Source organism: Persicirhabdus sediminis (assembly GCF_016595495.1).
GTDB classification, from domain to species: domain Bacteria; phylum Verrucomicrobiota; class Verrucomicrobiia; order Verrucomicrobiales; family Akkermansiaceae; genus Persicirhabdus; species Persicirhabdus sediminis.
The window spans coordinates 622,989-643,582 of sequence record NZ_JAENIM010000039.1; the positions used below are offsets into that span (position 1 = coordinate 622,989).

21 protein-coding genes and 2 tRNA genes are annotated in these 20,594 nt (G+C 49.7%); 12 read left to right on the forward strand and 11 right to left on the reverse strand.

Translation table 11 applies throughout. The features are described 5' to 3' along the window. The first annotated feature begins 1,357 nt into the window (after positions 1 to 1,357). Both JIN82_RS10045 and JIN82_RS10050 read left to right on the forward strand, forming a co-directional pair. Positions 1,358 to 1,672, forward strand: a complete 315-nt coding sequence (locus tag JIN82_RS10045) for a hypothetical protein (protein ID WP_200311494.1) — start codon at positions 1,358 to 1,360, stop codon at positions 1,670 to 1,672. Between the two features lie 3 nt (positions 1,673 to 1,675). After that, positions 1,676 to 2,131 carry a hypothetical protein gene (locus tag JIN82_RS10050; protein ID WP_200311495.1) on the forward strand — a complete coding sequence of 152 codons (456 nt, stop codon included), beginning with the start codon at positions 1,676 to 1,678 and terminating at the stop codon, positions 2,129 to 2,131. A 40-nt stretch (positions 2,132 to 2,171) separates the two neighbouring features. On the opposite strand, the gene JIN82_RS10055 is transcribed toward JIN82_RS10050, so the two are convergent. Genes JIN82_RS10055 through JIN82_RS10065 form a run of 3 tightly spaced genes read right to left on the reverse strand, consistent with a single transcriptional unit; the run spans position 2,172 to position 5,060 of the window. Next, the gene (locus tag JIN82_RS10055; protein ID WP_200311496.1) at positions 2,172 to 3,539 is read right to left on the reverse strand and encodes a hypothetical protein; all 1,368 of its coding nucleotides are present in this window, start codon (positions 3,537 to 3,539) and stop codon (positions 2,172 to 2,174) included. Positions 3,540 to 3,598: 59 nt separating this feature from the next. Then, positions 3,599 to 3,859, reverse strand: a complete 261-nt coding sequence (locus JIN82_RS10060) for a hypothetical protein (RefSeq protein WP_200311497.1) — start codon at positions 3,857 to 3,859, stop codon at positions 3,599 to 3,601. Positions 3,860 to 3,917: 58 nt separating this feature from the next. Further along, the gene (locus tag JIN82_RS10065; protein ID WP_200311498.1) at positions 3,918 to 5,060 is read right to left on the reverse strand and encodes a hypothetical protein; all 1,143 of its coding nucleotides are present in this window, start codon (positions 5,058 to 5,060) and stop codon (positions 3,918 to 3,920) included. Between the two features lie 349 nt (positions 5,061 to 5,409). Between JIN82_RS10065 and JIN82_RS10070 the strand changes: the two genes are divergently transcribed. After that, complete coding sequence (locus JIN82_RS10070) at positions 5,410 to 5,706, forward strand: hypothetical protein (RefSeq protein ID WP_200311499.1); 297 nt, start codon at positions 5,410 to 5,412, stop codon at positions 5,704 to 5,706. 18 nt (positions 5,707 to 5,724) lie between these two features. Here JIN82_RS10070 and JIN82_RS10075 read toward each other — a convergent pair whose 3' ends face one another. Both JIN82_RS10075 and JIN82_RS10080 read right to left on the reverse strand, forming a co-directional pair. Beyond that, positions 5,725 to 5,907 carry a hypothetical protein gene (locus tag JIN82_RS10075; RefSeq protein ID WP_200311500.1) on the reverse strand — a complete coding sequence of 61 codons (183 nt, stop codon included), beginning with the start codon at positions 5,905 to 5,907 and terminating at the stop codon, positions 5,725 to 5,727. 265 nt (positions 5,908 to 6,172) lie between these two features. Continuing rightward, the gene (locus JIN82_RS10080; RefSeq protein WP_234041898.1) at positions 6,173 to 6,346 is read right to left on the reverse strand and encodes a hypothetical protein; all 174 of its coding nucleotides are present in this window, start codon (positions 6,344 to 6,346) and stop codon (positions 6,173 to 6,175) included. Between the two features lie 270 nt (positions 6,347 to 6,616). Between JIN82_RS10080 and JIN82_RS10085 the strand changes: the two genes are divergently transcribed. From JIN82_RS10085 to ilvN, 3 genes are all read left to right on the forward strand, one after another. Next, positions 6,617 to 7,828, forward strand: coding sequence for a beta-ketoacyl-[acyl-carrier-protein] synthase family protein (locus JIN82_RS10085; protein WP_200311502.1), 1,212 nt, complete (start codon positions 6,617 to 6,619; stop codon positions 7,826 to 7,828). Between the two features lie 146 nt (positions 7,829 to 7,974). Beyond that, positions 7,975 to 9,702: a biosynthetic-type acetolactate synthase large subunit gene (gene ilvB, locus JIN82_RS10090; protein ID WP_200311503.1), complete on the forward strand. Its 1,728-nt coding sequence runs from the start codon at positions 7,975 to 7,977 to the stop codon at positions 9,700 to 9,702. Between the two features lie 44 nt (positions 9,703 to 9,746). Then, entirely contained in the window at positions 9,747 to 10,256 is a 510-nt protein-coding gene (ilvN, locus tag JIN82_RS10095; RefSeq protein WP_200311504.1) for an acetolactate synthase small subunit, read from the forward strand. A gap of 89 nt (positions 10,257 to 10,345) precedes the next feature. Here ilvN and JIN82_RS10100 read toward each other — a convergent pair whose 3' ends face one another. The 3 genes from JIN82_RS10100 to JIN82_RS10110 form a co-directional block, all read right to left on the reverse strand. Continuing rightward, positions 10,346 to 11,527: a BamA/TamA family outer membrane protein gene (locus JIN82_RS10100; RefSeq protein ID WP_200311505.1), complete on the reverse strand. Its 1,182-nt coding sequence runs from the start codon at positions 11,525 to 11,527 to the stop codon at positions 10,346 to 10,348. 126 nt (positions 11,528 to 11,653) lie between these two features. Beyond that, on the reverse strand, positions 11,654 to 12,751 hold the full coding sequence (locus JIN82_RS10105; RefSeq protein WP_234041899.1) for a peroxiredoxin family protein: 1,098 nt from the start codon (positions 12,749 to 12,751) through the stop codon (positions 11,654 to 11,656). Then, positions 12,752 to 13,189, reverse strand: coding sequence for a hypothetical protein (locus tag JIN82_RS10110; protein WP_200311507.1), 438 nt, complete (start codon positions 13,187 to 13,189; stop codon positions 12,752 to 12,754). A gap of 94 nt (positions 13,190 to 13,283) precedes the next feature. Here JIN82_RS10110 and alr point away from each other — a divergent pair, with 94 nt between their 5' ends. Further along, complete coding sequence (alr, locus tag JIN82_RS10115) at positions 13,284 to 14,420, forward strand: alanine racemase (RefSeq protein WP_325099494.1); 1,137 nt, start codon at positions 13,284 to 13,286, stop codon at positions 14,418 to 14,420. A 29-nt stretch (positions 14,421 to 14,449) separates the two neighbouring features. Here alr and JIN82_RS10120 read toward each other — a convergent pair whose 3' ends face one another. The 3 genes from JIN82_RS10120 to JIN82_RS10130 form a co-directional block, all read right to left on the reverse strand. After that, positions 14,450 to 15,037, reverse strand: coding sequence for a hypothetical protein (locus JIN82_RS10120; protein WP_200311508.1), 588 nt, complete (start codon positions 15,035 to 15,037; stop codon positions 14,450 to 14,452). 188 nt (positions 15,038 to 15,225) lie between these two features. Then, positions 15,226 to 15,978, reverse strand: coding sequence for a hypothetical protein (locus tag JIN82_RS10125; RefSeq protein WP_200311509.1), 753 nt, complete (start codon positions 15,976 to 15,978; stop codon positions 15,226 to 15,228). Between the two features lie 371 nt (positions 15,979 to 16,349). Beyond that, complete coding sequence (locus JIN82_RS10130; RefSeq protein WP_200311510.1) at positions 16,350 to 16,955, reverse strand: hypothetical protein; 606 nt, start codon at positions 16,953 to 16,955, stop codon at positions 16,350 to 16,352. A 109-nt stretch (positions 16,956 to 17,064) separates the two neighbouring features. Between JIN82_RS10130 and JIN82_RS10135 the strand changes: the two genes are divergently transcribed. The 5 genes from JIN82_RS10135 (at position 17,065) to JIN82_RS10155 (ending at position 20,498) form a co-directional block, all read left to right on the forward strand. After that, positions 17,065 to 18,219, forward strand: coding sequence for a KamA family radical SAM protein (locus JIN82_RS10135; protein ID WP_200311511.1), 1,155 nt, complete (start codon positions 17,065 to 17,067; stop codon positions 18,217 to 18,219). 98 nt (positions 18,220 to 18,317) lie between these two features. Further along, positions 18,318 to 18,394 (forward strand) — tRNA-Arg (locus JIN82_RS10140). 40 nt (positions 18,395 to 18,434) lie between these two features. Next, positions 18,435 to 18,511, forward strand: a tRNA-Arg gene (locus JIN82_RS10145). Between the two features lie 245 nt (positions 18,512 to 18,756). Continuing rightward, positions 18,757 to 19,647, forward strand: a complete 891-nt coding sequence (locus JIN82_RS10150) for a hypothetical protein (RefSeq protein ID WP_234041900.1) — start codon at positions 18,757 to 18,759, stop codon at positions 19,645 to 19,647. Then, complete coding sequence (locus JIN82_RS10155; RefSeq protein WP_200311513.1) at positions 19,644 to 20,498, forward strand: hypothetical protein; 855 nt, start codon at positions 19,644 to 19,646, stop codon at positions 20,496 to 20,498. The genes JIN82_RS10150 and JIN82_RS10155 overlap by 4 nt, the downstream gene beginning before the upstream one ends. Positions 20,499 to 20,594 lie beyond the last annotated feature (96 nt).

Here is a 20,594-nt window from a genome sequence, read left to right on the forward strand (position 1 = left end):
TGAAACTGGTGAGCCCGACTTCTTGCACACGAATTGGCATAGATCTCGATTGAGAGTCAGCCAGCTGGAAGTATCTGTACTATACAGGTACTTTTGACGATGTGGACTGGGAGTGGTCGGCGCACATGGATTGATCCTTTGCTTGAAATTGGCAGATGAAGCAGGGGAAGAATTTTTCCGACTGACTCGGCTCGCCACATGCGCTTGAATGGCTCGAATGGTTGAGCATCTGCACGATCCCTAGTTGCTGCATGAGATGCATAAGCTTGTGATACTCATGATGCTCGTGAAACTGGTGAGCCCGACTTCTTGCACACGAATTGGCATAGATCTCGATTGAGAGTCAGCCAGCTGGAAGTATCTGTACTATACAGGTACTTTTTACGATCTGGACTGGTGATGGTCCGCGCAGATGGATTGATCCTTTGCTTGAAATTGACGGACTCAGCTGGACTAGAATTTTTCCTACGCGCTCGACTGGCTCGACTGACTGCATGCGCTCGAATGGTTCGAGCATCTACACGAGGCCGAGTCGCTGAATAAGCTGTATATGATGGTGATGCTCGTCACCCTAGTTGCTGCATGAGATGCAAAAGCTGGTGAGTTTGACTAGACTGCTCATGAGTTTCCATGGAGCTCGATTGAGAGTCAGCCAGCTGGAAGTATCTGTACTATACAGGTACTTTTGACGATCTGGGCTGGGGATGGTCCGCGCATGGATGGATTGATGCTTTGCTTGAAATTGGCAGATGAAGCAGGGGGAGAATTTTTCCGACTGACTCGACTCGCCACATGCGCTTGAATGGCTCGAATGGTTGAGTATCTGCACGATCCCTAGTTGCTGCATGAGATGCATAAGCTTGTGATACTCATGATGCTCGTGAAACTGATGAGCCCGACTTCTTGCACACGAATTTGCATGGGACTCGCTTGAGAGTCAGCCAGCTGGAAGTATCTGTACTGTACAGGTACTTTTGACGATGAGGATTGGGGATAGTCCGTGCATGGATGGATTGATGCTTTGCCTGAAATTGACAGAATTCAGCAGGGGGAGAATTTTACAGACGCACTCGACTGGCCCGACTTGGTGCGTGCACTCGAATGGTTCGAGCATCTACACGAGGCCGAGTCGCTGAATAAGCTGCATGTGATGGTGATGCTCGTGAACCCTAGTTTCTACATGAGATGCAAAAGCTGGTGATGTTCGTTTCACCATCCATTGTGTTGAGATTTTTGCCTGGTTCAGCTGTCAGTTGTCTTGCGGGTCATTTGGCTTGCTGAAAGTTATTTTCCTTGATGGAATAAATTTTCACACACCGCTGCGGCGTATTTTGTCGCGACAAACCATCCCACTACCATGGCCTACCTTATCTCCCTAGCACTACTCATTTTCAGTCACATCACCTTCAAGCGCGGCGTGGGTGGCTGCCGCATTGCCAAGCGAATCGAAAAGGGCACGATTTTGCTTACCACGCTGGCATTCATTTATGCCTTGGTCGAGCTGGCTGATGCGATGCTGACTCGCTTTGCCAGCCAGCTGGAAAATTACCCACCGCACACTGGAGATGCCATTGCCGTGATCGGCGGCATCGTCGCCTTTTTAGTTTTTGTATTCATCCTGCTGCCAAAACCGATTCCTAGCGTTAACGCTACGGTCGCGGAACTAGTTTAGCTTATGATTAAGTTATCAAATATCATTGGCAGAATATTCATTTTGCTTATCTGCACAGTGGTGGGGTTTGTCATTTTTGCGATCGGCGGGATTTGTCTATTGAGCTATTTGGGCAGTACAAAAACAGCCACTGCCGAAGAGGCCTTCAGGGAAAGAATAAGCAATGACATTCCAGCCAGTGTGAGCGGTATGGAGTTGATCTCTTATTCTGCAGGCTGGGGGTTAGCCGACGGCGAGTGCACGATACGATTCAATATAGCAGCTGAGGACTGTAAGAGATTAATCAATGATCTCAATCTCCATGAGAGCTCTCCGGGTTCCTACGAGATAGAGGCCCATGTTGATTTTCTTGGTGAGAACCCTAGACATTTTGATGAGCCAAACCCAAGCACCTCGTTTAAATATATATACTGCTCACAAGACATGAAAAAAGTCGTCTTTCGCTTTGTTCAAATTTGATTTGAGATGTAATCCGGTGCACTAGTGATACTCGCGGCACTCACTGTTTTAGCTGGTTGATTTTCCAGCTGATATCTTTTTCCTCTACTTTCAGTTTACTGGCTTGTAGCGCAGTCGGTGGTGAGTAGTCGATTTCTGGTCGCCCGGCGATTAGCTGGTAGCGAAAGGGAGTACCGTCATAGGCGCTTACTGGAGTTTTGGTGAAATATTCACCCTCCAGCTGGCTGAGCGCGCTAGGGAACCTGCCGGTTTTTAAACGATGCAACTCAATGGCAATGGCTATGCGCGCCATGGTGATTTGATTGGTCGACTGCAAATATTTCAAGCCGCCAAAAACATGGGCAAAAAGTGCCTGGTCGCCGAGATGTTCGGCTAGCGGTCTCATCCAGCCGCTGTTTTGTTGCTCAATAAACTCGTGTAACAAAACTTCTCCAGCTGCTTGGTTTTGCACGATGTCATCAATCATGTCTTGCGTGCGTGTAGTCACGTTGATCTTGTAAAATGGATCAACCAGCTGCCCGAGCCACTTCCAACCTTCGTCATCATCAGGGTCGGCAAAATCATCTTCGGTGTACATTTTTGCGCCGAGATTGAAGCAGCGCTCGCTGCGCATCATCGCGACGATGGCCTCGGGTGCAGGCGCGACTGCGGCAAAATGGCGATCCAGCTCAGCTAGCTGGCTGGCTGAAAATGCCTGGCTATCGATGGCCTGACGAACCAATGCGCACAGGCTGCTTTTTCCTGCGGCAGCGAGTAAAGTTTTGACAGCATTGCCATTAACCCGCGGCAAATTGAGCGACTCGGCTAATGTCACCATCAGCTGAAATGCCTGTCCATGATTACCAAGAACCAAATGTGCAGAGCATTGTCGCGCCAATAATTGGTTCATCGCTTTGATTTTATACGTCAGCGGCGCGCTGCTTTGTAGCTCACCATCTTTGATGATTACGGTATTGATAAAATCTGCCTGCAAAAGTGCCTGACGATATGAGCCAACCAAACCAGCTAGCGGCTTTGTTTGCGCCAAGTAGACCTTTGCACCTTGTTCGTAACTTGATTCTTGTCCATGTGGTGGTCGATGACCGGTCCAGATTGAATGAAAGCTATAAGCTGGTATTGCACAGGGATCAGTAGCAGCTCTGCGGGGGCTGTATTTTGTGTCTAGTGATGACGGACCATTGGTGATGAGCTCGTTATCAGCGCTGGCGAATTCTTTCCAGAATGGCGAGTCGGCGAGGTTTTTCCCGGCTGGCTGGCTGGATTTTTGGTGATCGGCAAGGTTGAGAAACTCACCACGATCAGCCAGTTCGGTTTGCAGTTTTGCCCAGTCATAGTGAGCTTTTCTGACGATAATAATGCCAGCTATGACGAGCAGGGTGAGCGCGACTAAGGATATTCTGAGAATCAACCGGGATTTGGTTAATTTCCATGCGGGTAGTGGTTTTTTTCATTTTGGGATAGGGAGAATTATCGGCGATGACGCCAGTCGACCGCACATGTTTCAAAGATCCATTCAAGATCTGGATACTCAGTGAGGTCTGGTGATTTAATCACCGGTGTGCCATTTTCCAGCTGGTAGCTGAAGGGCGAGCCAGTCAGAGGAGAAATAGGGGGCTTTGGTAAAAATTCTGGCACCAACTGGCTGAGCTCAGCTGGATAATCACCGTGTTGCATTTTGTATCGCTCCAGCGCAATGGCTGTTTTGGTTGCATGGTGTAAATGATCCATTGTCACCAGCGCTGATAATACACTCATTGAGCCGAGTGCTATTGACTTAGATAGCCACTTATCGACAGGCCATCCATGATGGCGCGTCTTTCATTCTAGCGGCTGCTTGCATGAATAGGCTGGCGATTTGCGCAACTTGAGCTTCTGGCTGGCCGTCTGGATTTGCTTCGCAGGCATCGATTAACGACTGGGTGAACTTAGTGGCTTCATGAAGAAATTTCGCTTTCAAGTAGAGAAACAGACGCAGCTCAGCCTGATCAAAAGATCTTTCCAGCTCGGCTGGATATTCAAGCAATCCGAGGCCCCAAGCGCGCTCGGCACGCATAGTCTGGGTATAGATCTTGATTGAATCGAAGTCGTGATGGTAAATTTCAGCCAATCGGTCCAGCTGGCTACTGGTGAATTGTTCATTGCGTAAACCTTGCCACACGAGATTAGCTGCAATGCGATGTGGCTCCATAAGCAGAGATATATCCACCATAGTAGAAGCGGGAGTATACATGTGAGATAGCTTGTTGAAGCGCGCAATTTCTTCAATGCAGGCATCAGTTTCTCCAAGCGCGAGTTGAACTGAGGCCAATTTTTCTGAAATATAGCAGTATTCGAAGAGCTGCATAGTGCCCGCCATGGATTGCCCGTAGTGAGGCTCCAGCAAATAGGAGCAGGAGTCGATGCTTGCGGCTAGTTCAGCAAGTAGCCCGACTGATGTTTTGCACGCTTCGATGAGTTCGCGCGCGGCTAGCTCATGATCCGTATTTTGTTTGCCAAATTGGCTGGACCAATCGGTGAAGTCGTATTGGCCAGGAGAATTTATTGGGCTGCAGAGAGGGTCGTAAAATGAGCTTTGGGAGTTGATATGAAGAAACTCGTTGAACAATTGGGCGATGTCGGCGTCTGATTCAAAGCGCTTGGTAGCCAATAACTCAGCATCGGCCAAATTTTCGCCAGCTTGATGATTGGCCAGCACGGAATCAACGAGCTTTTGGTAATCGAGAATTTCACCGCGGGATTCGAGTTGGACACGATAATTTTCCCAGCTGCGTTTCATCCAGTAATGTGAGCCGACAATGGTGACAACGAGAAGAATGGAAAAACCAATGGCGCAGCGCAGAGAGGCCTTGAGCCATGAGAGTGATTTCTTGGCGCGTGTATGATCTGAAGAATGATCGTCGGCTGATTCAAGATCGTCGGCTTTGCGCATGCAGAAAACTGATCAGCTGGAGCGGTTAGAATCAAGCTCGATTTGAAATTCTGGGTCAATACATGCGTGCAAGCATAAGGCTGAAAGCAATGAAGCTAGCTGGATGAAACAATACACCCCTTGTTTTGGGTATTTCTATAAGTTCACACAATATATGTAATGCGTGGTATTTACTATGCAGACTGGCCTGCATGTCGCCTAGTCAGCCAGTGAATGAAATTATCTTTGGTAAACGAACGTTTCTCGCTGGACAAGCTGTATACCGTTCCTTAATCATTGTTAAGTCCTTACAGGGCAAAGAACCCTCGAGTTTTTGAGCCTGACCATCACCCATCACTGATTTCATTTAATGAGAATTATAGGCATCATCTTTGCACTTATCAGCATCGCAGCCACGCTCAGCATCACGGCAATTACCGCCAGCTACCAGAACAACCAGATGGAGCAAGCGGCCCAGCTATTTGAGGATTTTGGTTACGGCGATGACTTTTTAGATGATGACTATGTCTACGAAGATGATGCCAGCTACTTTTTCGAAGACGAATCTGAGGCCGAGGAATCATCCGTAGATAAGCCGGAGGAAAAAAGACCACTGCTTGAACCTATGCCTGAGGACTACTTGCCGCCAGGTGTTGAGAGGCTGTGATTTTCTGCCCTGCTATCGCTAGCTGACGGTCTCAGTGCTTGATTGTCTGCGGTTGAATCTTCGCAGTTCCTTGATGAATGAGCTGAGCACGGCGACGGACGCCAAGATGCAGAATACGAGGATGACGGTTAATGGGTCATTTGATGGTGAGAACCAAATGGCGACCACCAGCATGCTGAGGAATGTGATGAGGGTTTTCATTGCGCAAATGAATTTAGTTAGTCCCTCTCGTTGAATCAAGTGCATTCGGCTAATCGTTTTACCGCATTTGTGATGGGAAAGCGCCGTTTATAGCTGACTGGGCGAATGCCTGCACGAGACAACTGTTTCACAGTCAATCGACAAGTTCTGCGCCAATTCTGAGCAAGTGAAAGGCAACAGTTGTTTGATAAAGCAGCTCGTTTTAAACAAATTAGAATAGACAAATATGACCGTAGCCCCGTTGGGCTATCCAGTTTGTTGTCGATTATTCAGCTGGTTTGAGCTTCTGCTCGATGTAATTTTTCAAAGGCACCCCTGCTGATCTGGCTTCAGAGAGCAAAATTCCCGCCGTGTGTGGATCCAGCTCGATGGTGACGGTTTTGAAATCACTAGTTCTTTTGCGCATGCGCGATTTGCGTTTGCGCTCAGCGGCTGTCATGGGACGTTTTTTTTCAGGCTGTGTAGTTGGCTGATTGCTTGATTCGTCCATACGCATTAATAAATGGATAAATCTACGTGCCATGTCACGTCCGATTTGCGAAACACCCCCACTATTACTAACGAACTCGCTGGTAGTGAATCCATTCGCCACGGACATATTTTTCTTAAGTTCTGTGGGATTTCTTGTTGAGTTAAGAAATATCACGCTAAGCTGGCGCATCTGGGTTGACATTCGGTGATTTGCTGTGAATGAACATGCCAGTTCGACATGGCAAAAATCCACACATCGCGCGCAGTCATCACCGGTCTCGGTCCCGTCACTTCTATTGGGCTGGGTGCGCAGTCGTTTTGGCAGGCATTGGTGGATGAAAAAATGGCTGAGTATCAGCCAGCGCCAGTGACTCGCGATCATTCCGCGCCACACTGCCACCGTGTAGATATCACAAATTTCCAATTTCCCCACAGCGTGCGGCCAAAACGGCTCGATCGCTTCACTCAGCTGGCCTTGGCGTCAACCCAGCTGGCATTGGAAGATGCGGGCATTTGCCCAGCGGAGATGGAAAATACCTACGATGTGGGCATTTCTTACGGGTCAGCTGCGGGTGGGCTTTCATCCGCTGAGGCCGACATTGGCCAACCAGCTGACAAAATCCCCCCATCATTGCCATTTAGAATCCTCTCGGCCTCGGCAGCTGGACATATTGCCATTGCGCATCAGATCCACGGGCCGGTGCAGGTGAATAATAATACCTGTGCCGCTGGCAATGCAGCGATTGCCGATGCTCTTAATATGATTCGTCTTGGTTCCGCTAAGGTGGTGATTGCAGGTGCAGCTGAAGCTCCCCTTGCGCCAACCACATTTCAGGCGATGGATTGCATCCGCACGATGAGCCGCAAAGGCGCGGCAAGACCATTTGATGTCGAGCGCGATGGATTTGTCATGGCTGAAGGTGCCGGCACCTTGATTGTTGAGGAATATGAACACGCCGTGGCGCGTGGAGCCACCATCTACGCGGAGGTTTTATCCGCTGGCGCTGGCTGCGAAGCCTACCACATGACCACTCCCGAACCGAGCGCTCAGCCAGTGGTGCGTGTGATGCAGCAAGCGGTAAAACTAGCTGGGGCCCAGCTGGATGAGGTTGATTTCATCAGCGCACACGCTAGCTGTACCCAGCAGAATGACATCAATGAAGCGCGCGCCATTCACCAAATCTTTGGTGACTCCCCCTACGTTCACGGATTAAAAGGTGCTATTGGCCATACGCTTGGCGCTAGCTCAGCCATTGAGGCGTGCCAGATCTGTCTGTCGCTGAAAAATCAAGCGATTCCAGCCACCGTGGGATTACAAGAACTCGATCCCAAACTCGCTCCGATCCAAGTATCGCAGAAATTCCAGCCAGCTGAAATTCATCTAGCACTTAATAATGCCTTCGGATTTGGTGGTTTGCTGCACTGCGTGGCATTTTCACGTATCAGCTAGCTGGTGAAATTGCTGGTTTTTGCCGAATTTCCCAATTTTTGCCATTTTCAAACACGTGATTAGCGTGATTTAGTCAGATTTCCTTAATTTTCGATTTACATTTATTCACATTGTGAGAAGTTTCTCTCGCAAACCGCAATGTTGCTATGAGTAATGTAAATTTAGACGGCGCACAGGCGCTGGTAAAAACACTCGACGATTTAGGCGTTGATCACATCTTCGGATATTCCGGTGGTGCGGCCATTCCTATCTTTGATGCCCTGGAGACAGTAGACACTAAGATCAAATTCGTCCTCACCCGCCACGAACAAGGAGCCTGCCACATGGCTGACGGCTACGCACGCGCAACTGGAAAACCAGGTGTCGTGCTCGTAACTTCAGGTCCAGGCGCCGGAAATACTGTTACTGGTCTGATGACCGCGCAGATGGATTCCGTACCAATGGTCGTGCTTTGCGGACAGCAAGTATCATGGATGCTCGGGCTGGATGCCTTCCAGGAAGCCGACATCTTTGGTATCACCATGCCAGTTTGTAAGCACAACTACCTGATCACTTCTACAAATGACATCCCGCGCATCACTCGCGAGGCATTTCACGTAGCGACAACCGGTCGTCCAGGTCCTGTGTTGATTGATATTCCTAAGAACTTCTCACAAGGTGAGTTCACTGGTGACCTCAACCCAGCGCTCGACATCCCAGGTTACAAAGCTGATGAAGAATCTCACCTGATCGACAGCAAGGCCATCGCCGCCGCTGCTGCTCTGATCAGCCAAGCTAAGCAGCCAGTGATTCTCGCTGGTCACGGGATTTTGATTTCCGGCGCGGAAAACGAGCTCGTTGCTTACGCTGAAAAACTCAACTGCCCGGTAACCACCACATTGCTTGGTAAAGGTGTGATTCCTGAATCACACGATTTGGCACTTGGTATGCTCGGCATGCACGGCACCGCCTACGCCAACAAAGCCATCTGCGACGCTGACCTGATCCTCAACATCGGCTCACGATTTGACGACCGCATTGTTGGTCAAGTCGACAAATTTGGCGCCAATGCAAAAATCATCCACGTGGACATCGATCCAGCTGAGATGAATAAAATGATTGTTCCTGACGTGACCATCGTTGGTGATGCTAAAGATGCTATCACTCAGCTCGATGCGTACGCCAGCCAGCTGGATACCGAAGCATGGATGCAGACGGTAAATCAAAACCGCAAAACATACCCGCTGGGCTACCGCAAACAAGGTGGTCTGCGCATGCAGCAAGTCATCGACGAACTCAATGACATCACTGAAGGTAAAGCGATCATCAGCACCGACGTTGGTCAGCACCAGATGTGGGCCGCTCAGTTCTACCGCTCATCCGCACCTAATAACTGGCTGTCATCTGGCGGCGCAGGCACTATGGGCTTTGGTTTCCCTGCTGCTATTGGTGCCGCCTTTGGTCGCCCGGGTGAAGATGTAGTTGCCATCTGTGGTGACGGCGGATTCCAAATGACATTATTTGAGCTGTCTACTGCAGTGATTCACAAGCTGCCAGTGAAGATTCTGGTTCTCAACAACCACTACCTCGGCATGGTTCGCCAGTGGCAGGAGTTGTTCTTTGATAACCGTGAGTCTGGTGTAGACCTCGAAGGTAACCCAGATTTTGTTAAGCTAGCTGGCGCCTACGGCATCCCAGCATTCAACATCAAGCGTCCAGCTGATGTGCGCAAGACACTGGAGAAAGCATTTGAAATTGAAGGCCCAGTGCTGATCAATGCCGAGTGCATCAAAACTGATAACGTTTTCCCAATGATTCCAGCTGGCGCGGCCCTCGAAGACATGCTCATCGAGCCGCCGAAGCACAAGATGGAAAAACCAGTGGGTTCCACCTAGGTCACTCGCCCGCATTTATTCACTCACATCAAATTTTAGAAAAAATGTCAGACTCTACTCCTAAGCGCATTCATACGCTTTCTGTATTGGTAAATAACCAGCCGGGTGTGCTGATGCGCATCAGCCAGGTATTCGCACGCCGTGGATTCAACATGGATTCCGTGGTTGTTTCCGAAGGTCGCGATCCTAAATTCTCGCGCATGACCATCGGCATCAGCGGTGATCCTAGCCGACTCGATCAAATCATCAAACAAGTTACCAAGCTGGTTGACGTGATTCATTGCTTCGAGCACACCAAAGCCGACGCCGTTGCCAAAGAACTTCTTTTGGTCAAATTCCTCGCCGGCCCAAAAGAGCGCACCGACGCGCTGAACATCATCGACCACTTCGCTGGAAAAACCGTCGACCTCACGCCTACATCTATGGTGGCGATGATCGTTGGCAATAGCTCAAAAGTGGACGCAGCCCTGAGCATGTTCACTAGCCAGTTCGACGTCATCGAGACCGTTCGCACAGGTAAAGTGGTGATGGCTCGCGGCGAGCAAGCAACCTAATTCATTTATTTCCAGCTGGGTCACTCGAGTCAGCTGGAAAATTTCCATCCCACCGCGCCATCTGGCCGGTGGGATTTTTTATTCCCCCGCTACTCTTTCATCCAGGCATTGCCAAACTGGATGTAAAATGCCGTTGTCTCTTCGCTGAATGCCAAGTCCGCGCCCATGTGCAGACCAACTTCGCGGGCAATCAGATAACGGAAACCAAATCCTCCAGCCACCACATCATCAGTGCGGTCGCGCATGCCAGTCGTATCATTAGTTACGCCAATTCCGGCAAATCCCAACAATGACCAACGATCGAGAAATTGCCAACGCAGCTCAGCTTCAGAAAAGGCCACACGATTCGCTTGATATTTGCGCATCGGCACACCTCGCAAGCTGACGTAGGGTTGGCGGTAAAATGGTGCGTCGCCAAAACTTTCCTGGTAGCTAGCCAGCAGGCTAAATGTCCACTTATCACACCATTGGTGGTGGTTCATCAAGGTGAGGTCAAGTAGCTGGAATTCATCGTCGCTGCCCAGCGCAGGGTCAAAAAAAGTATATTTGGTCTCAAAATTCACCCCGCCAGTAGGTGTGAAGAAATTATTCCTCGAGTCGTAATCAACAATCACCGAGAGACCGCCAAAATTATTTCGTTTTTCCAGCTGCGACAATCCGGGCAAGTTCGGGATATCAAATTTCGCTTTGGTTTCAGAATAATCGTAAGAACCACCAAGCATCCACTTGCTCTCGCCTACCCGATACATGCCTTCGAGAAAAATCCCGCGGGTATCTAGGTTGTAGCCGACGTCACCATTGAGGTCGATGTCACCAATGCTGTAAAAATCGAGGTTAGCCGAAACATCGTAAACCGCCACACGAGTTTGCAGTTTATCTTCAAACCACGAACCAATGTGCATGCCAAAATATCCGCGCGTGCCATTTTCTGTCGCCATGCCACCGAGCAAGGTCAGGTTCGGGCGAACGTATTGGCCGCTGCTAGTCGGCTCGTTAGGAGAAATAAAAACCAACGCGCCGCCAGCACCGTAACCCACTGCGGGCTCGGTAATTGGCATCACCACGGGCACAAAACCCAGCGGTTCTTTGATGAATTCGCTGAGGTCAAAACAACCATCAAGCGGATCGTGGAAACTACGTTTTTCCTCATTCACCGGTGGGCTTGCAGCCAGTTCCTCGTCGATCTCGCCGCGCGCACTGATAGTGAGGCTGCCGACGATGGCAAAAGTAAGCGTTAGGTTGCCAATGGCTGGTTGGAGCAATGAATGCATAACCCCAAGTTAGCGAAACGTTTCGCCGAATCAAGAAATCTATCACCTCCAGCTAGACGGAGGTGATAGATTGAAAATGACTCAGCTGGCCGAACCCAGCCAGCTGGAAATAACAGATCTTGTTAACTATTTGGTTCTGAGCAGGTCTTCAATGCTCATTGCCATGAATGCGCTTGGGAAATCTTTGAAGCGAATGACGCCAGATTTGTCTAGCACGATGCATGTTGGCCAATTTTTGATGCGGTATTGTTGTGAGATTTTACGCTGCGCATCAGTGAAGTTATCCCAAGTTGCGATAGCTTCTTTTTCTACCAGAGCAAGTTGTTGGGGTGAATCCACATTGACGCCGAGCAGCTCAAATGGCTGACCTTCATATTTACTTTTCAGCCCGCGCATCATCTCCAGCGTCTGCGCGATGTTGTCATCTTGTGACGACCAGAAATACAAACAAACTACCTTGCCGTGGTAATCAGACAGTTTTTTCATCTGTCCATTACTCAGAGGGCCATTGATTTCTGGTGCTTGGCGACCTTTTGATAGATAGGTGATGATATAAACTTCCTCGCTCGCCAGCTGGCCCACGGTGGTATTAAAAAATTTCACATCGGCACTTTCGGTGATGGCTTCGCGCAGCAATGTGAGTCGCTCGCGCACGCCAAAACTAGCATCCCCCACATCCCCCATCATCAAGGCCAGCGCCAAGGCCGCCTGACCTTTGACAATTTTATCTGGGTTCTTTTCGTGTACCGAGCGGATGGTTTCTGAAAACTCACGGCGCAGCGCCACTTGCTGCAGCGCATCCGTGCCTTCTGGTAGAGGCATTAATGCCATGGCGAGGCAGATTTTGCCCACTTTTGGACTCAGCAAATGATTATTTTTCACTGCATTGGTTAGCAGCTTCACCTGAGACACGGTCATCGATTGGTCGTGAATCAATAACCAAGCCGAATAATCTAATGTCCAGTCATTGGTCAATTCACCCTGCAGCTCAGCCTTCATGCGGCGGGAGAAATAATCAATCTTGGGATATTTCTCCTGCAGCGCTTGCTGTTGCTCCAGCGTGGTTGCCGCCTTCATCTTGCGCTCCCAGCTGCGCACTAGCAGTTGATGGTCATCAACTAACTGCTGCGCTTGTTTTTGCGTGCCAGCTAGGCAGGTGCCCGCGATCATGCTCATGCTGAGCGTCGCCATTAATGTCCATTTTTTGCTCACCATGATGATCATTTATTGTTGTTGCAGCAGCGATTGCAGCTGGGTTTGGAAACTCATCACATCATTTTCGCTAGGCTGATAGCCCGGTGTGTCGGCATCGAGCCCGAGGCGCCCTTCTTGGTCGAGATACCAAATGGCACGCTCACCGTCAGCAAATTCCACCTGACCACTAACGAGTGCGCCCGGCTTGACAATTTCATCCACTGACACGGTGACGTGGCCGGTGGCAACTTTCTGCTGCAGCGGTGCGTCTGCGGCTACTTTTTCTTCAGTTGGTGATTTGATCTCTAGTCCCAGGTCGGACACTAAAAATCGTGTATCCATATAGGTAATGCGAATGCCTAACTCAGCATCGATTTTCTTTTGGAGTTCGGCGAGCTGGCAGCCGCCATCGATCCACTGGGAAATCTGCTCAACTTGTTCTGGTGATAAACTGGATGCTTGAAACATAAATCTATTCTTTGTGGCCACACACTGAACGATTCTGGTCATTTGGCAAGCTTTCGACTTTTGTCTTTTGCAATTATTAGGCAATAATAGCTGCGTGACCAAGATACCTAGCTCACCGCCTCGTACATGGGCGGAAATCGACCTCGCCCAGCTGCGCCATAACCTCAATTTCGCCAAACAGCACAGCGGCATGAACATCATGGCAATTATGAAGGCGGGTGCCTACGGACACGGAGCAGTCACCATGGCTAAGTCGCTAGAAGATCAAGGACTCAGCTACATTGGCGTGGCTAGCGTGATTGAGGCGCGTAAGTTGACTCAGGCGGAAATTCAAACTCCCATCTATCTACTGGGTCCAACATTTCCTGATGAGCGTGAGGAAATCGTCTATCATGGGTGGACAGCAAGTATCTCTAATCTCGCTGAAGCCCACCATTTCAGCCAGCTGAATCAACAGCTTCACGGCCAGCTAGCTAACACTGAGAAAAAATTACCCGTACATCTCACCGTGGATACCGGCATGGGTCGCGGTGGATTTTTGCCAGCCCAGTTAGTCGAGCAGATAGACGAGCTGCGAGCTGTTCCTAATTTGATCATCGAGGGCATTGGCTCACACCTGCCTAGCGCGGATGAAGATAGAGAATTCACTCTCGATCAATTTGCTAGATTTGACCAACTCATAGAAGATCTCGGCGGCGCTGAGTCATTCAAGTGGATTCACTTATCCAACAGCGCTGGCTTGCTAGATTTCGCATCCAAGTACTGCAACCTATGTCGCCCAGGCTTGATGCTCTACGGGATTTCCCCGCTGCCCGACTATCAATCGCAGCTAACCCCTGTGATGGCGCTGAAATCACGTGTTTCTATTGTGCGTGAGCTGCCAGCTGGCCACAGCATTTCCTACGGTCGCAGCGCGATTCTTGAAAAAGACAGCCGAGTCGCTACTGTTGGCGCCGGTTACGGTGATGGATTTCCACGCGCGCTATCCAATGTCGCTGGCGCTTCGGTGATGATTGACCAAACGGAATGCCCAATCCTCGGGCGCGTGACCATGGATCAAATCATGGTGGATGTTAGCCATCTTCCTCAGTGTCAACCAGGTGACGAAGTCGAGCTGTTCGGCGAGAATAAACTGGTCTCGGAAGTGGCGGCTCAAGCTAACACCATCGCTTGGGATGTGCTCACTGGGATTACTCCACGAGTGACTCGAATTTATAAAAACCAAGCGTAAGTTAGTCTCAGCTAGAAATGTCTAGCTGCTTACGACTGCCACAGTTGCAGCAAGTAGCTAGGCCACAATTCCGCTGGCACCACAGTCACTTTGCTGGATTTTTTGTCGTCATCTACCTGCAGCACCATCGGGAATGCATAAACTTCACGTTTACCCTGCGGCAGGTCCCCTTCGTTGAGTTGAAGTTTAGAATAACCGCAGTCGATGTGCGGGCTGATTTTTTCTGGCACCTTGATGCCACAGGTTGATTCTTCCTTGCTGTCGACGTACTCAGCAATTTCCTTCAGCTCAGTGGCTCGTTTAGCCGAAGTATTGAGCACAGAAATTTTATAGGCAAGTTCTTCGAGGTAATCTGGCGCCTGCTCTGATGGTGCCAGTGCATACACTGCCGCGCCACGCTGGCTAGACATGTCTTGCAAGTCGCGTTCCAAGCTAACAAGCCTGCCCCACACCACAGTACCGTTAGCTATCTTGTCGCCATGGCAGGCAAAATACTTTGCTAGATGAAAGCTAAGTTGCGTGCGATTAGACTCGCCATTCAGCTCGCTAGGATCTTGCTGATATTCGCGGTAAGCCTGTTGAATATTGGCCTCACATTGACTTAACAAATCGTTCATGTAATCGGGTATTTAAGAAGCTTCTCTCGGGGTATCGGGCGGATTTTTTATAAGGAGCAAGTCGACTAATATGAAAGTAAAATCGCGGTTAAATCAGCATCTTAAAACGTTCATTTTGTAGGACAAATGAGAAAAAACCCTCTGACTGAATGGGGTCAGCCAGAGGGTTGATCAATGTGTATTGGTAGTTAGAATTTTACGCTAGCAGAGAGACCGTAAATGAACTCTTCTCCTTCGCTAACATTTCCACCAAGAAGTTTGGAGTAATCGTTGTCGATGGCGCTAAATGCATAGGTGTAGCTGATGAATGGTGACAGCGTTAGATTCTCTGTCACTGCGATAGGTGCGGACAGCGTGATGAACGCGTGGTTGAGGCCGTCGCTCTCAGTCCAGTAGTTGTAGGCAGCTGAAATGCCAGCGTCGAGGCGCACGTCCACATTGGCTGTGAGCTCGTAGCCTTTGCCTGCGCCCAGCTCGATGTATGTACCTTCGAGGCGCTGTGTATCGTAAGCAGCTAACAATGAGAGATCGATGCCGGTGACAGCACAAGTTGTGCTCGCGCGACCGTAAACTTCACCAGTGTGAGCTGGTGATCCGTCAGTGTAGAACGCCTGCCACATGTAGCCGAGCTCGAATGTGAATCCTTCCAGCTGGTACTGGAAGCCTGCACTGTAAAGGTTGTGGCCGTCGATCTGACCAACACCAGCTGATGGAAGGCCAGCTGCTGTGGCACTACCAACTAATCTGAATTCATCTGACAATGAGTAGCCAATGTTCGCAGTGGCGCCGATGCCATTTTGGTTTGCGCCCAGTGAGTCGCTGAGACCACGGAATGAATACTCGCTCACGTAGCCAAGGCTAAGGTCACCATCTAATTCCGCATATACTGGAGCGGCCAATGCTACTGCTACTGCAGTTGCTGTGATTGTTTTTTTAAACATATTTTGTCTGGTTAACTAATTGTCGACATCCCCTAATCAAAAATGACTACTCATGATTAGGTTGTCATTAGTACAGCGCCGCTGAATCCCCTGTATTGCTTATGAAACGGTGGATTCCAGCTGGCATACGTGCTTTTCAAACTACTCTATCAAATGGATTAATCACCTAAAAATAAGCATCTAATGAAACAATATTTTAATATGAAATAGATAAAATGATGACACAAAAACTTCTCGCCAGCCCCAGTTATTGCTGCCATCTGGATAATTCCCTGCGTTCTATCAGGCACAAAAAATCCGCGCTGCTGGACTCAGCGGCGCGGATTTTTTGTCATCTGGCTGTGGCCAGTGAATGAGATAATTTTTAACGGCTAACGGCCCATCATCGAGCTGGTCTCACTGATGCTCATGCCGCCGGATTGTTGATCTTTCCAGTTGGTGATGCTTGGCTGAGCAAATGTCTTTTGTGTAGACGCGCTCGCGGCGTCCTGCTGTGTGCGCATGCGTTTTTGCTGAGTGGTAGAAGTTGACCGCGACGAATAACTACCGGTGCTATATCCTTTATCTGACCCGTATGCTGTCTGCCCTTGGGCATTGGCTTGTGATTGGTAGTTGAGGAATGCTGGCGACTCGTTGCCGTAGTTGCTTGTTGTATTTCCTTGGTACGACTTCCCTTGGTTATATTTTGTATTGCCGTTCCAGCTAGATCTTCCACGATCTTTAGCGGCGTAGTCTTGGCTGCCAAATGGCAAGTTGTTGCCGTATTTGTTATTCGAATTGCGATCGTACTGGCTGCGCTTGCCATTTTCCACCTTCACGCTGCCATCCTCTTGAGTGGTCATTTTGACGTCAGTGGTGTATTTATCACCAAATCCATCTTTCGACTGCACTTTTCTAGTCGTCACGGTGCGCTCGGTGGCACACGAAGCGACCAGCACTGAGGCAAAACCCATATAGATAAGAGAACGGCAATTCATGATTTCAATCTGTCATTTTTCGCCGTCAGGTCAAGCCGCGAAACCAGACATGGGAATTCGTGCTGCACATTCTTTGACAAGAAACGTTTGCTATCTATAGTCGCCGTCAATGCAAACAGAGGGCCCTATTGATACTAACTTTCACTCACATTCACCTGGTTACTGGCCCATCGAAGCGATGGACCAATGGGGTGACTACAAATGGCAGCTGAAAAATGCCGTTAAGTCACTCGAGGGCATTGAGCGCCACATTCAGCTGACCGAGGAGGAACGCGCTGGGATTCTGCTTTCAGGCACGCGGCTCGCCATGTCCATCACCCCACACTTTTTCAACCTGATCGACAAAAACAACCCGAATTGCCCGATTCGCCGCCAAGTCATCCCGCGTGTAGAGGAAACTTGGGATGATCCACAGGAAATGGCGGATCCATGTGGTGAAGATTCTCACATGCCGGTGCCCGGGCTGGTGCATCGATATCCAGATCGTGTCTTATTCCTAGTGACTGATCGCTGTGGATCGTATTGCCGTTACTGCACCCGCAGCCGGGTGGTTTCCGGCGTCGGCGAGCAACACCTCGAGACGCAGTGGGAAGCTGCCTTTGAGTATTTAGAAAAAACACCGCAAGTGCGCGACGTTTTATTATCCGGTGGCGATCCACTATTATTATCTGACGCGCGGCTCGAGCGCATTCTTAGCCGGCTGCGCGAAATCCCCCACATTCAGTTTATCCGCATCGGCTCGCGGCTACCTATCTTTTTGCCGCAGCGCATCACCCCAGAGCTGTGTGAGATGTTGAAAAAATTCCACCCGCTCTTTATTTCCATCCACGCCAACCATCCAAAAGAACTCACCTGTGAAGTGCGCGCCGCGCTTGGTCGCCTCGCTGATGCGGGAATTCCTATGGGAAACCAGAGTGTTTTACTCAAAGGCGTCAACGACAGCGTGGAAATCCAGAAGGCTCTGGTGCATAAATTGCTCATGTGTCGTGCCCGTCCGTACTATTTATACCAGTGCGACCTCATTAAAGGATCGTCCCATTTGCGTACTAGTATCTCAAAAGGGCTAGAAATCATCGAAGGGCTGCGTGGACATACGTCTGGGTATGCAATTCCTCAATATGTCATCGATGGACCCGGCGGCGGTGGCAAAATTCCACTCAACCCAGAGTATATCGTTGAGCGTGATGAAACTAAGGTTGTGCTTAGAAACTACGAGGGAAAACAGTTCACCTACCCAGAGCCGCAAAGCTGCATAGCAAAATGAAAAAAGATCAATTTAATGCACGAGAGAGCTTGACTCTTTAGCCATTTTGCGCTTTTTTCTGGCCGCGCGCCGCAAGCGGCAAGCAGACAAAACAAAGTGCACCCTTAGCTCAATTGGATAGAGCGTCTGACTACGAATCAGAAGGTTAGGGGTTCGACTCCCTTAGGGTGTACCATTTGTCTACTTACAGCTTAAAGTGCCACATCAGAACAAGTGCACCCTTAGCTCAATTGGATAGAGCGTCTGACTACGAATCAGAAGGTTAGGGGTTCGACTCCCTTAGGGTGTACCATTCTGATCATCATATAAAAGCCACGGTTCGCCGTGGCTTTTGTGCGTCTGGGTATTCGCGCCAATTACTTTTTAGCACCCTCCCCTTTTCTTCTTTACCTATCGTTAGAGCGCGCCCAATCTATCAGCATGTCATGCGTTTCGCTCAGATGGAGGAAAATATTCACGCTCAGCCACATGATTGCCAGCTGCGCGCTCCTAGCCCCCTCGCCTGCCGCTGCTCAGCTAGATGAAAAAGCGCAGCCGGTGCCAGATTTATCCGCTGGACCTGCTCAGGAAGAAGTTTATCAATTCGGCAGACTCAAGGTAGATCCTCGGCTGCTTGAACAGCTATTTCCCACCCCAGAGGAAAATGATGATCCATTTGCCGCAAAAGCTACCGTCAGAGCCAATGCCCAGCATGCCATCAATGCCCAGCATGCGCCAATCATCACCGCAGCTCACCGACCACCCTGTCTGCCGGACGTGTATTCACGAAATATCAGCGAGAACGTATTTCACTATATAGCGGGTGAGCCAAACGCAAACGAATGGGTCATCTACCAGCAAGCTATCGATCAGAGTTGCGTCTATTTTCTACTCAGCCCTAGAAATACGGCAGCCATCGAGCAATTGCTAATATCAAATTCTGACCACACTTTCAGCCAGCTGGAAAACTCAGCGCAGCTGATTGTCACACCAAACACCGTCGACAGCCTGGCTGGCGCACCGAACTTCGACCCAAGCGTGGATCCATACAAAATCCTCGCGCGCTACGGAGTAAGCAATCGCAGTGGCGAGAAAGCCATATCCAGAAAACTCAGCCAGCAAGGAGATGAACTGACCCGCTATGAAGTCACAACAACTCTGGGTCCAGCGAACCTACTCGTTGATCAAGAAATCTCCCTGAACGATACCGTCGCCATAGACGGTCGCGACCAGCAGATCAGGCTGAATTTCTCCGTCACCAATGAGCATGGCCAGCCAGCAGTTTACTACTGCGGGCTCAGCCACGATGGCAGCCAGCGAATTTACCTGCGCACACACAACCAGCTGAAATCTGTAATTTCATCTCCAGCTAGAAATCTCACCATTCTGAAGCGTATGACAGAGATCAATGATGACTACAAGCTGGCAAAACCATCACCTCAGCCATGATGAAAGCATCAACCAAATCAATGGAATCTATGCCATGCCATAAACTAATCTTATCCATCCTGGGCGTTTTCCAGCTGGCGATTGCCACTGCATTTGCCGGCGAAACGATGAGCGAGCGCGCACTCCCCTGCAGCCAATCATTTCTACCCATCTACAATAACCCACCCATTGAGGTGAATCATGCATCTAGTCATTTTGCAAAAGGCAGCCAGCTGGTTGATGCGCGCAAGAATGTTCACAAGCAAGTCGGCATTCAACTCGCTGATGATGAATGGGCGTATTTTTCCGCTGAAAAATCCACCCTGTACCTAAAAGCCAAATCGCCAAATGATGAGATTGTGGCCATCTGGCTGTGGCAGCAATTTCTTGATGCTGCAGTCATGACGCAAACCACGGCAACCATCGTCCAGCTGGAGAAAAATGACCTCGATCCGGTCAGCTGGAGCGCCGAGAAAATCAAACAATACCCGTTCAAAATCATCGCCCAGCGCACACTTACAACACGAAGTGGAACGCCAGCTAGTCTAGGAAAACAGCCGGATAAGAAGGTGCAAGATGATAGCAGCAAAGCGGCTGACTCCACCTCAGAGCCGCGCGATTTCTTCCGGGTCGAGCCAAACATCGGCCCCAACAAGAAAGTCATCGACCTCAGGTTCGAAATCACCCAGCAGATCGACAACGGCAATTACATTCAGCTAAATAGCAGCTTCACTCTACACAACGAGATCGCCAGCTATAGCGAAATTTCTAGCCCAGCCCCCCAATTCACCTACTTGCTCATCCTTCACTGCCAGCTGCAAGATGTCCGCGGCAGACCACTCAGCGAAATCAAAAAATCTTTACTCAAGTGATGGCCCTCAGCCAGCCGCGATTGTTTTTCTCCCATAGTTAGAACAGATACCCTGAGGCCTGAAGTTTGATCCCTTCGGGATGCTTTTGTAATCCAC

What these genes read in the sequence shown, in the direction of transcription:
- JIN82_RS10045 (WP_200311494.1), top strand. Translation starts at nt 1,358, where the DNA reads ATGGCCTACCTTATCTCCCTAGCACTACTCATTTTCAGTCACATCACC.
- JIN82_RS10050 (WP_200311495.1), top strand. Translation starts at nt 1,676, where the DNA reads ATGATTAAGTTATCAAATATCATTGGCAGAATATTCATTTTGCTTATC.
- JIN82_RS10060 (WP_200311497.1), bottom strand. Translation starts at nt 3,859, where the DNA reads ATGGATCATTTACACCATGCAACCAAAACAGCCATTGCGCTGGAGCGA.
- JIN82_RS10065 (WP_200311498.1), bottom strand. Translation starts at nt 5,060, where the DNA reads ATGCGCAAAGCCGACGATCTTGAATCAGCCGACGATCATTCTTCAGAT.
- JIN82_RS10070 (WP_200311499.1), top strand. Translation starts at nt 5,410, where the DNA reads ATGAGAATTATAGGCATCATCTTTGCACTTATCAGCATCGCAGCCACG.
- JIN82_RS10075 (WP_200311500.1), bottom strand. Translation starts at nt 5,907, where the DNA reads ATGAAAACCCTCATCACATTCCTCAGCATGCTGGTGGTCGCCATTTGG.
- JIN82_RS10080 (WP_234041898.1), bottom strand. Translation starts at nt 6,346, where the DNA reads ATGACAGCCGCTGAGCGCAAACGCAAATCGCGCATGCGCAAAAGAACT.
- JIN82_RS10085 (WP_200311502.1), top strand. Translation starts at nt 6,617, where the DNA reads ATGGCAAAAATCCACACATCGCGCGCAGTCATCACCGGTCTCGGTCCC.
- ilvB (WP_200311503.1), top strand. Translation starts at nt 7,975, where the DNA reads ATGAGTAATGTAAATTTAGACGGCGCACAGGCGCTGGTAAAAACACTC.
- ilvN (WP_200311504.1), top strand. Translation starts at nt 9,747, where the DNA reads ATGTCAGACTCTACTCCTAAGCGCATTCATACGCTTTCTGTATTGGTA.
- JIN82_RS10100 (WP_200311505.1), bottom strand. Translation starts at nt 11,527, where the DNA reads ATGCATTCATTGCTCCAACCAGCCATTGGCAACCTAACGCTTACTTTT.
- JIN82_RS10105 (WP_234041899.1), bottom strand. Translation starts at nt 12,751, where the DNA reads ATGATCATCATGGTGAGCAAAAAATGGACATTAATGGCGACGCTCAGC.
- JIN82_RS10110 (WP_200311507.1), bottom strand. Translation starts at nt 13,189, where the DNA reads ATGTTTCAAGCATCCAGTTTATCACCAGAACAAGTTGAGCAGATTTCC.
- JIN82_RS10120 (WP_200311508.1), bottom strand. Translation starts at nt 15,037, where the DNA reads ATGAACGATTTGTTAAGTCAATGTGAGGCCAATATTCAACAGGCTTAC.
- JIN82_RS10125 (WP_200311509.1), bottom strand. Translation starts at nt 15,978, where the DNA reads ATGTTTAAAAAAACAATCACAGCAACTGCAGTAGCAGTAGCATTGGCC.
- JIN82_RS10130 (WP_200311510.1), bottom strand. Translation starts at nt 16,955, where the DNA reads ATGAATTGCCGTTCTCTTATCTATATGGGTTTTGCCTCAGTGCTGGTC.
- JIN82_RS10135 (WP_200311511.1), top strand. Translation starts at nt 17,065, where the DNA reads ATGCAAACAGAGGGCCCTATTGATACTAACTTTCACTCACATTCACCT.
- JIN82_RS10155 (WP_200311513.1), top strand. Translation starts at nt 19,644, where the DNA reads ATGATGAAAGCATCAACCAAATCAATGGAATCTATGCCATGCCATAAA.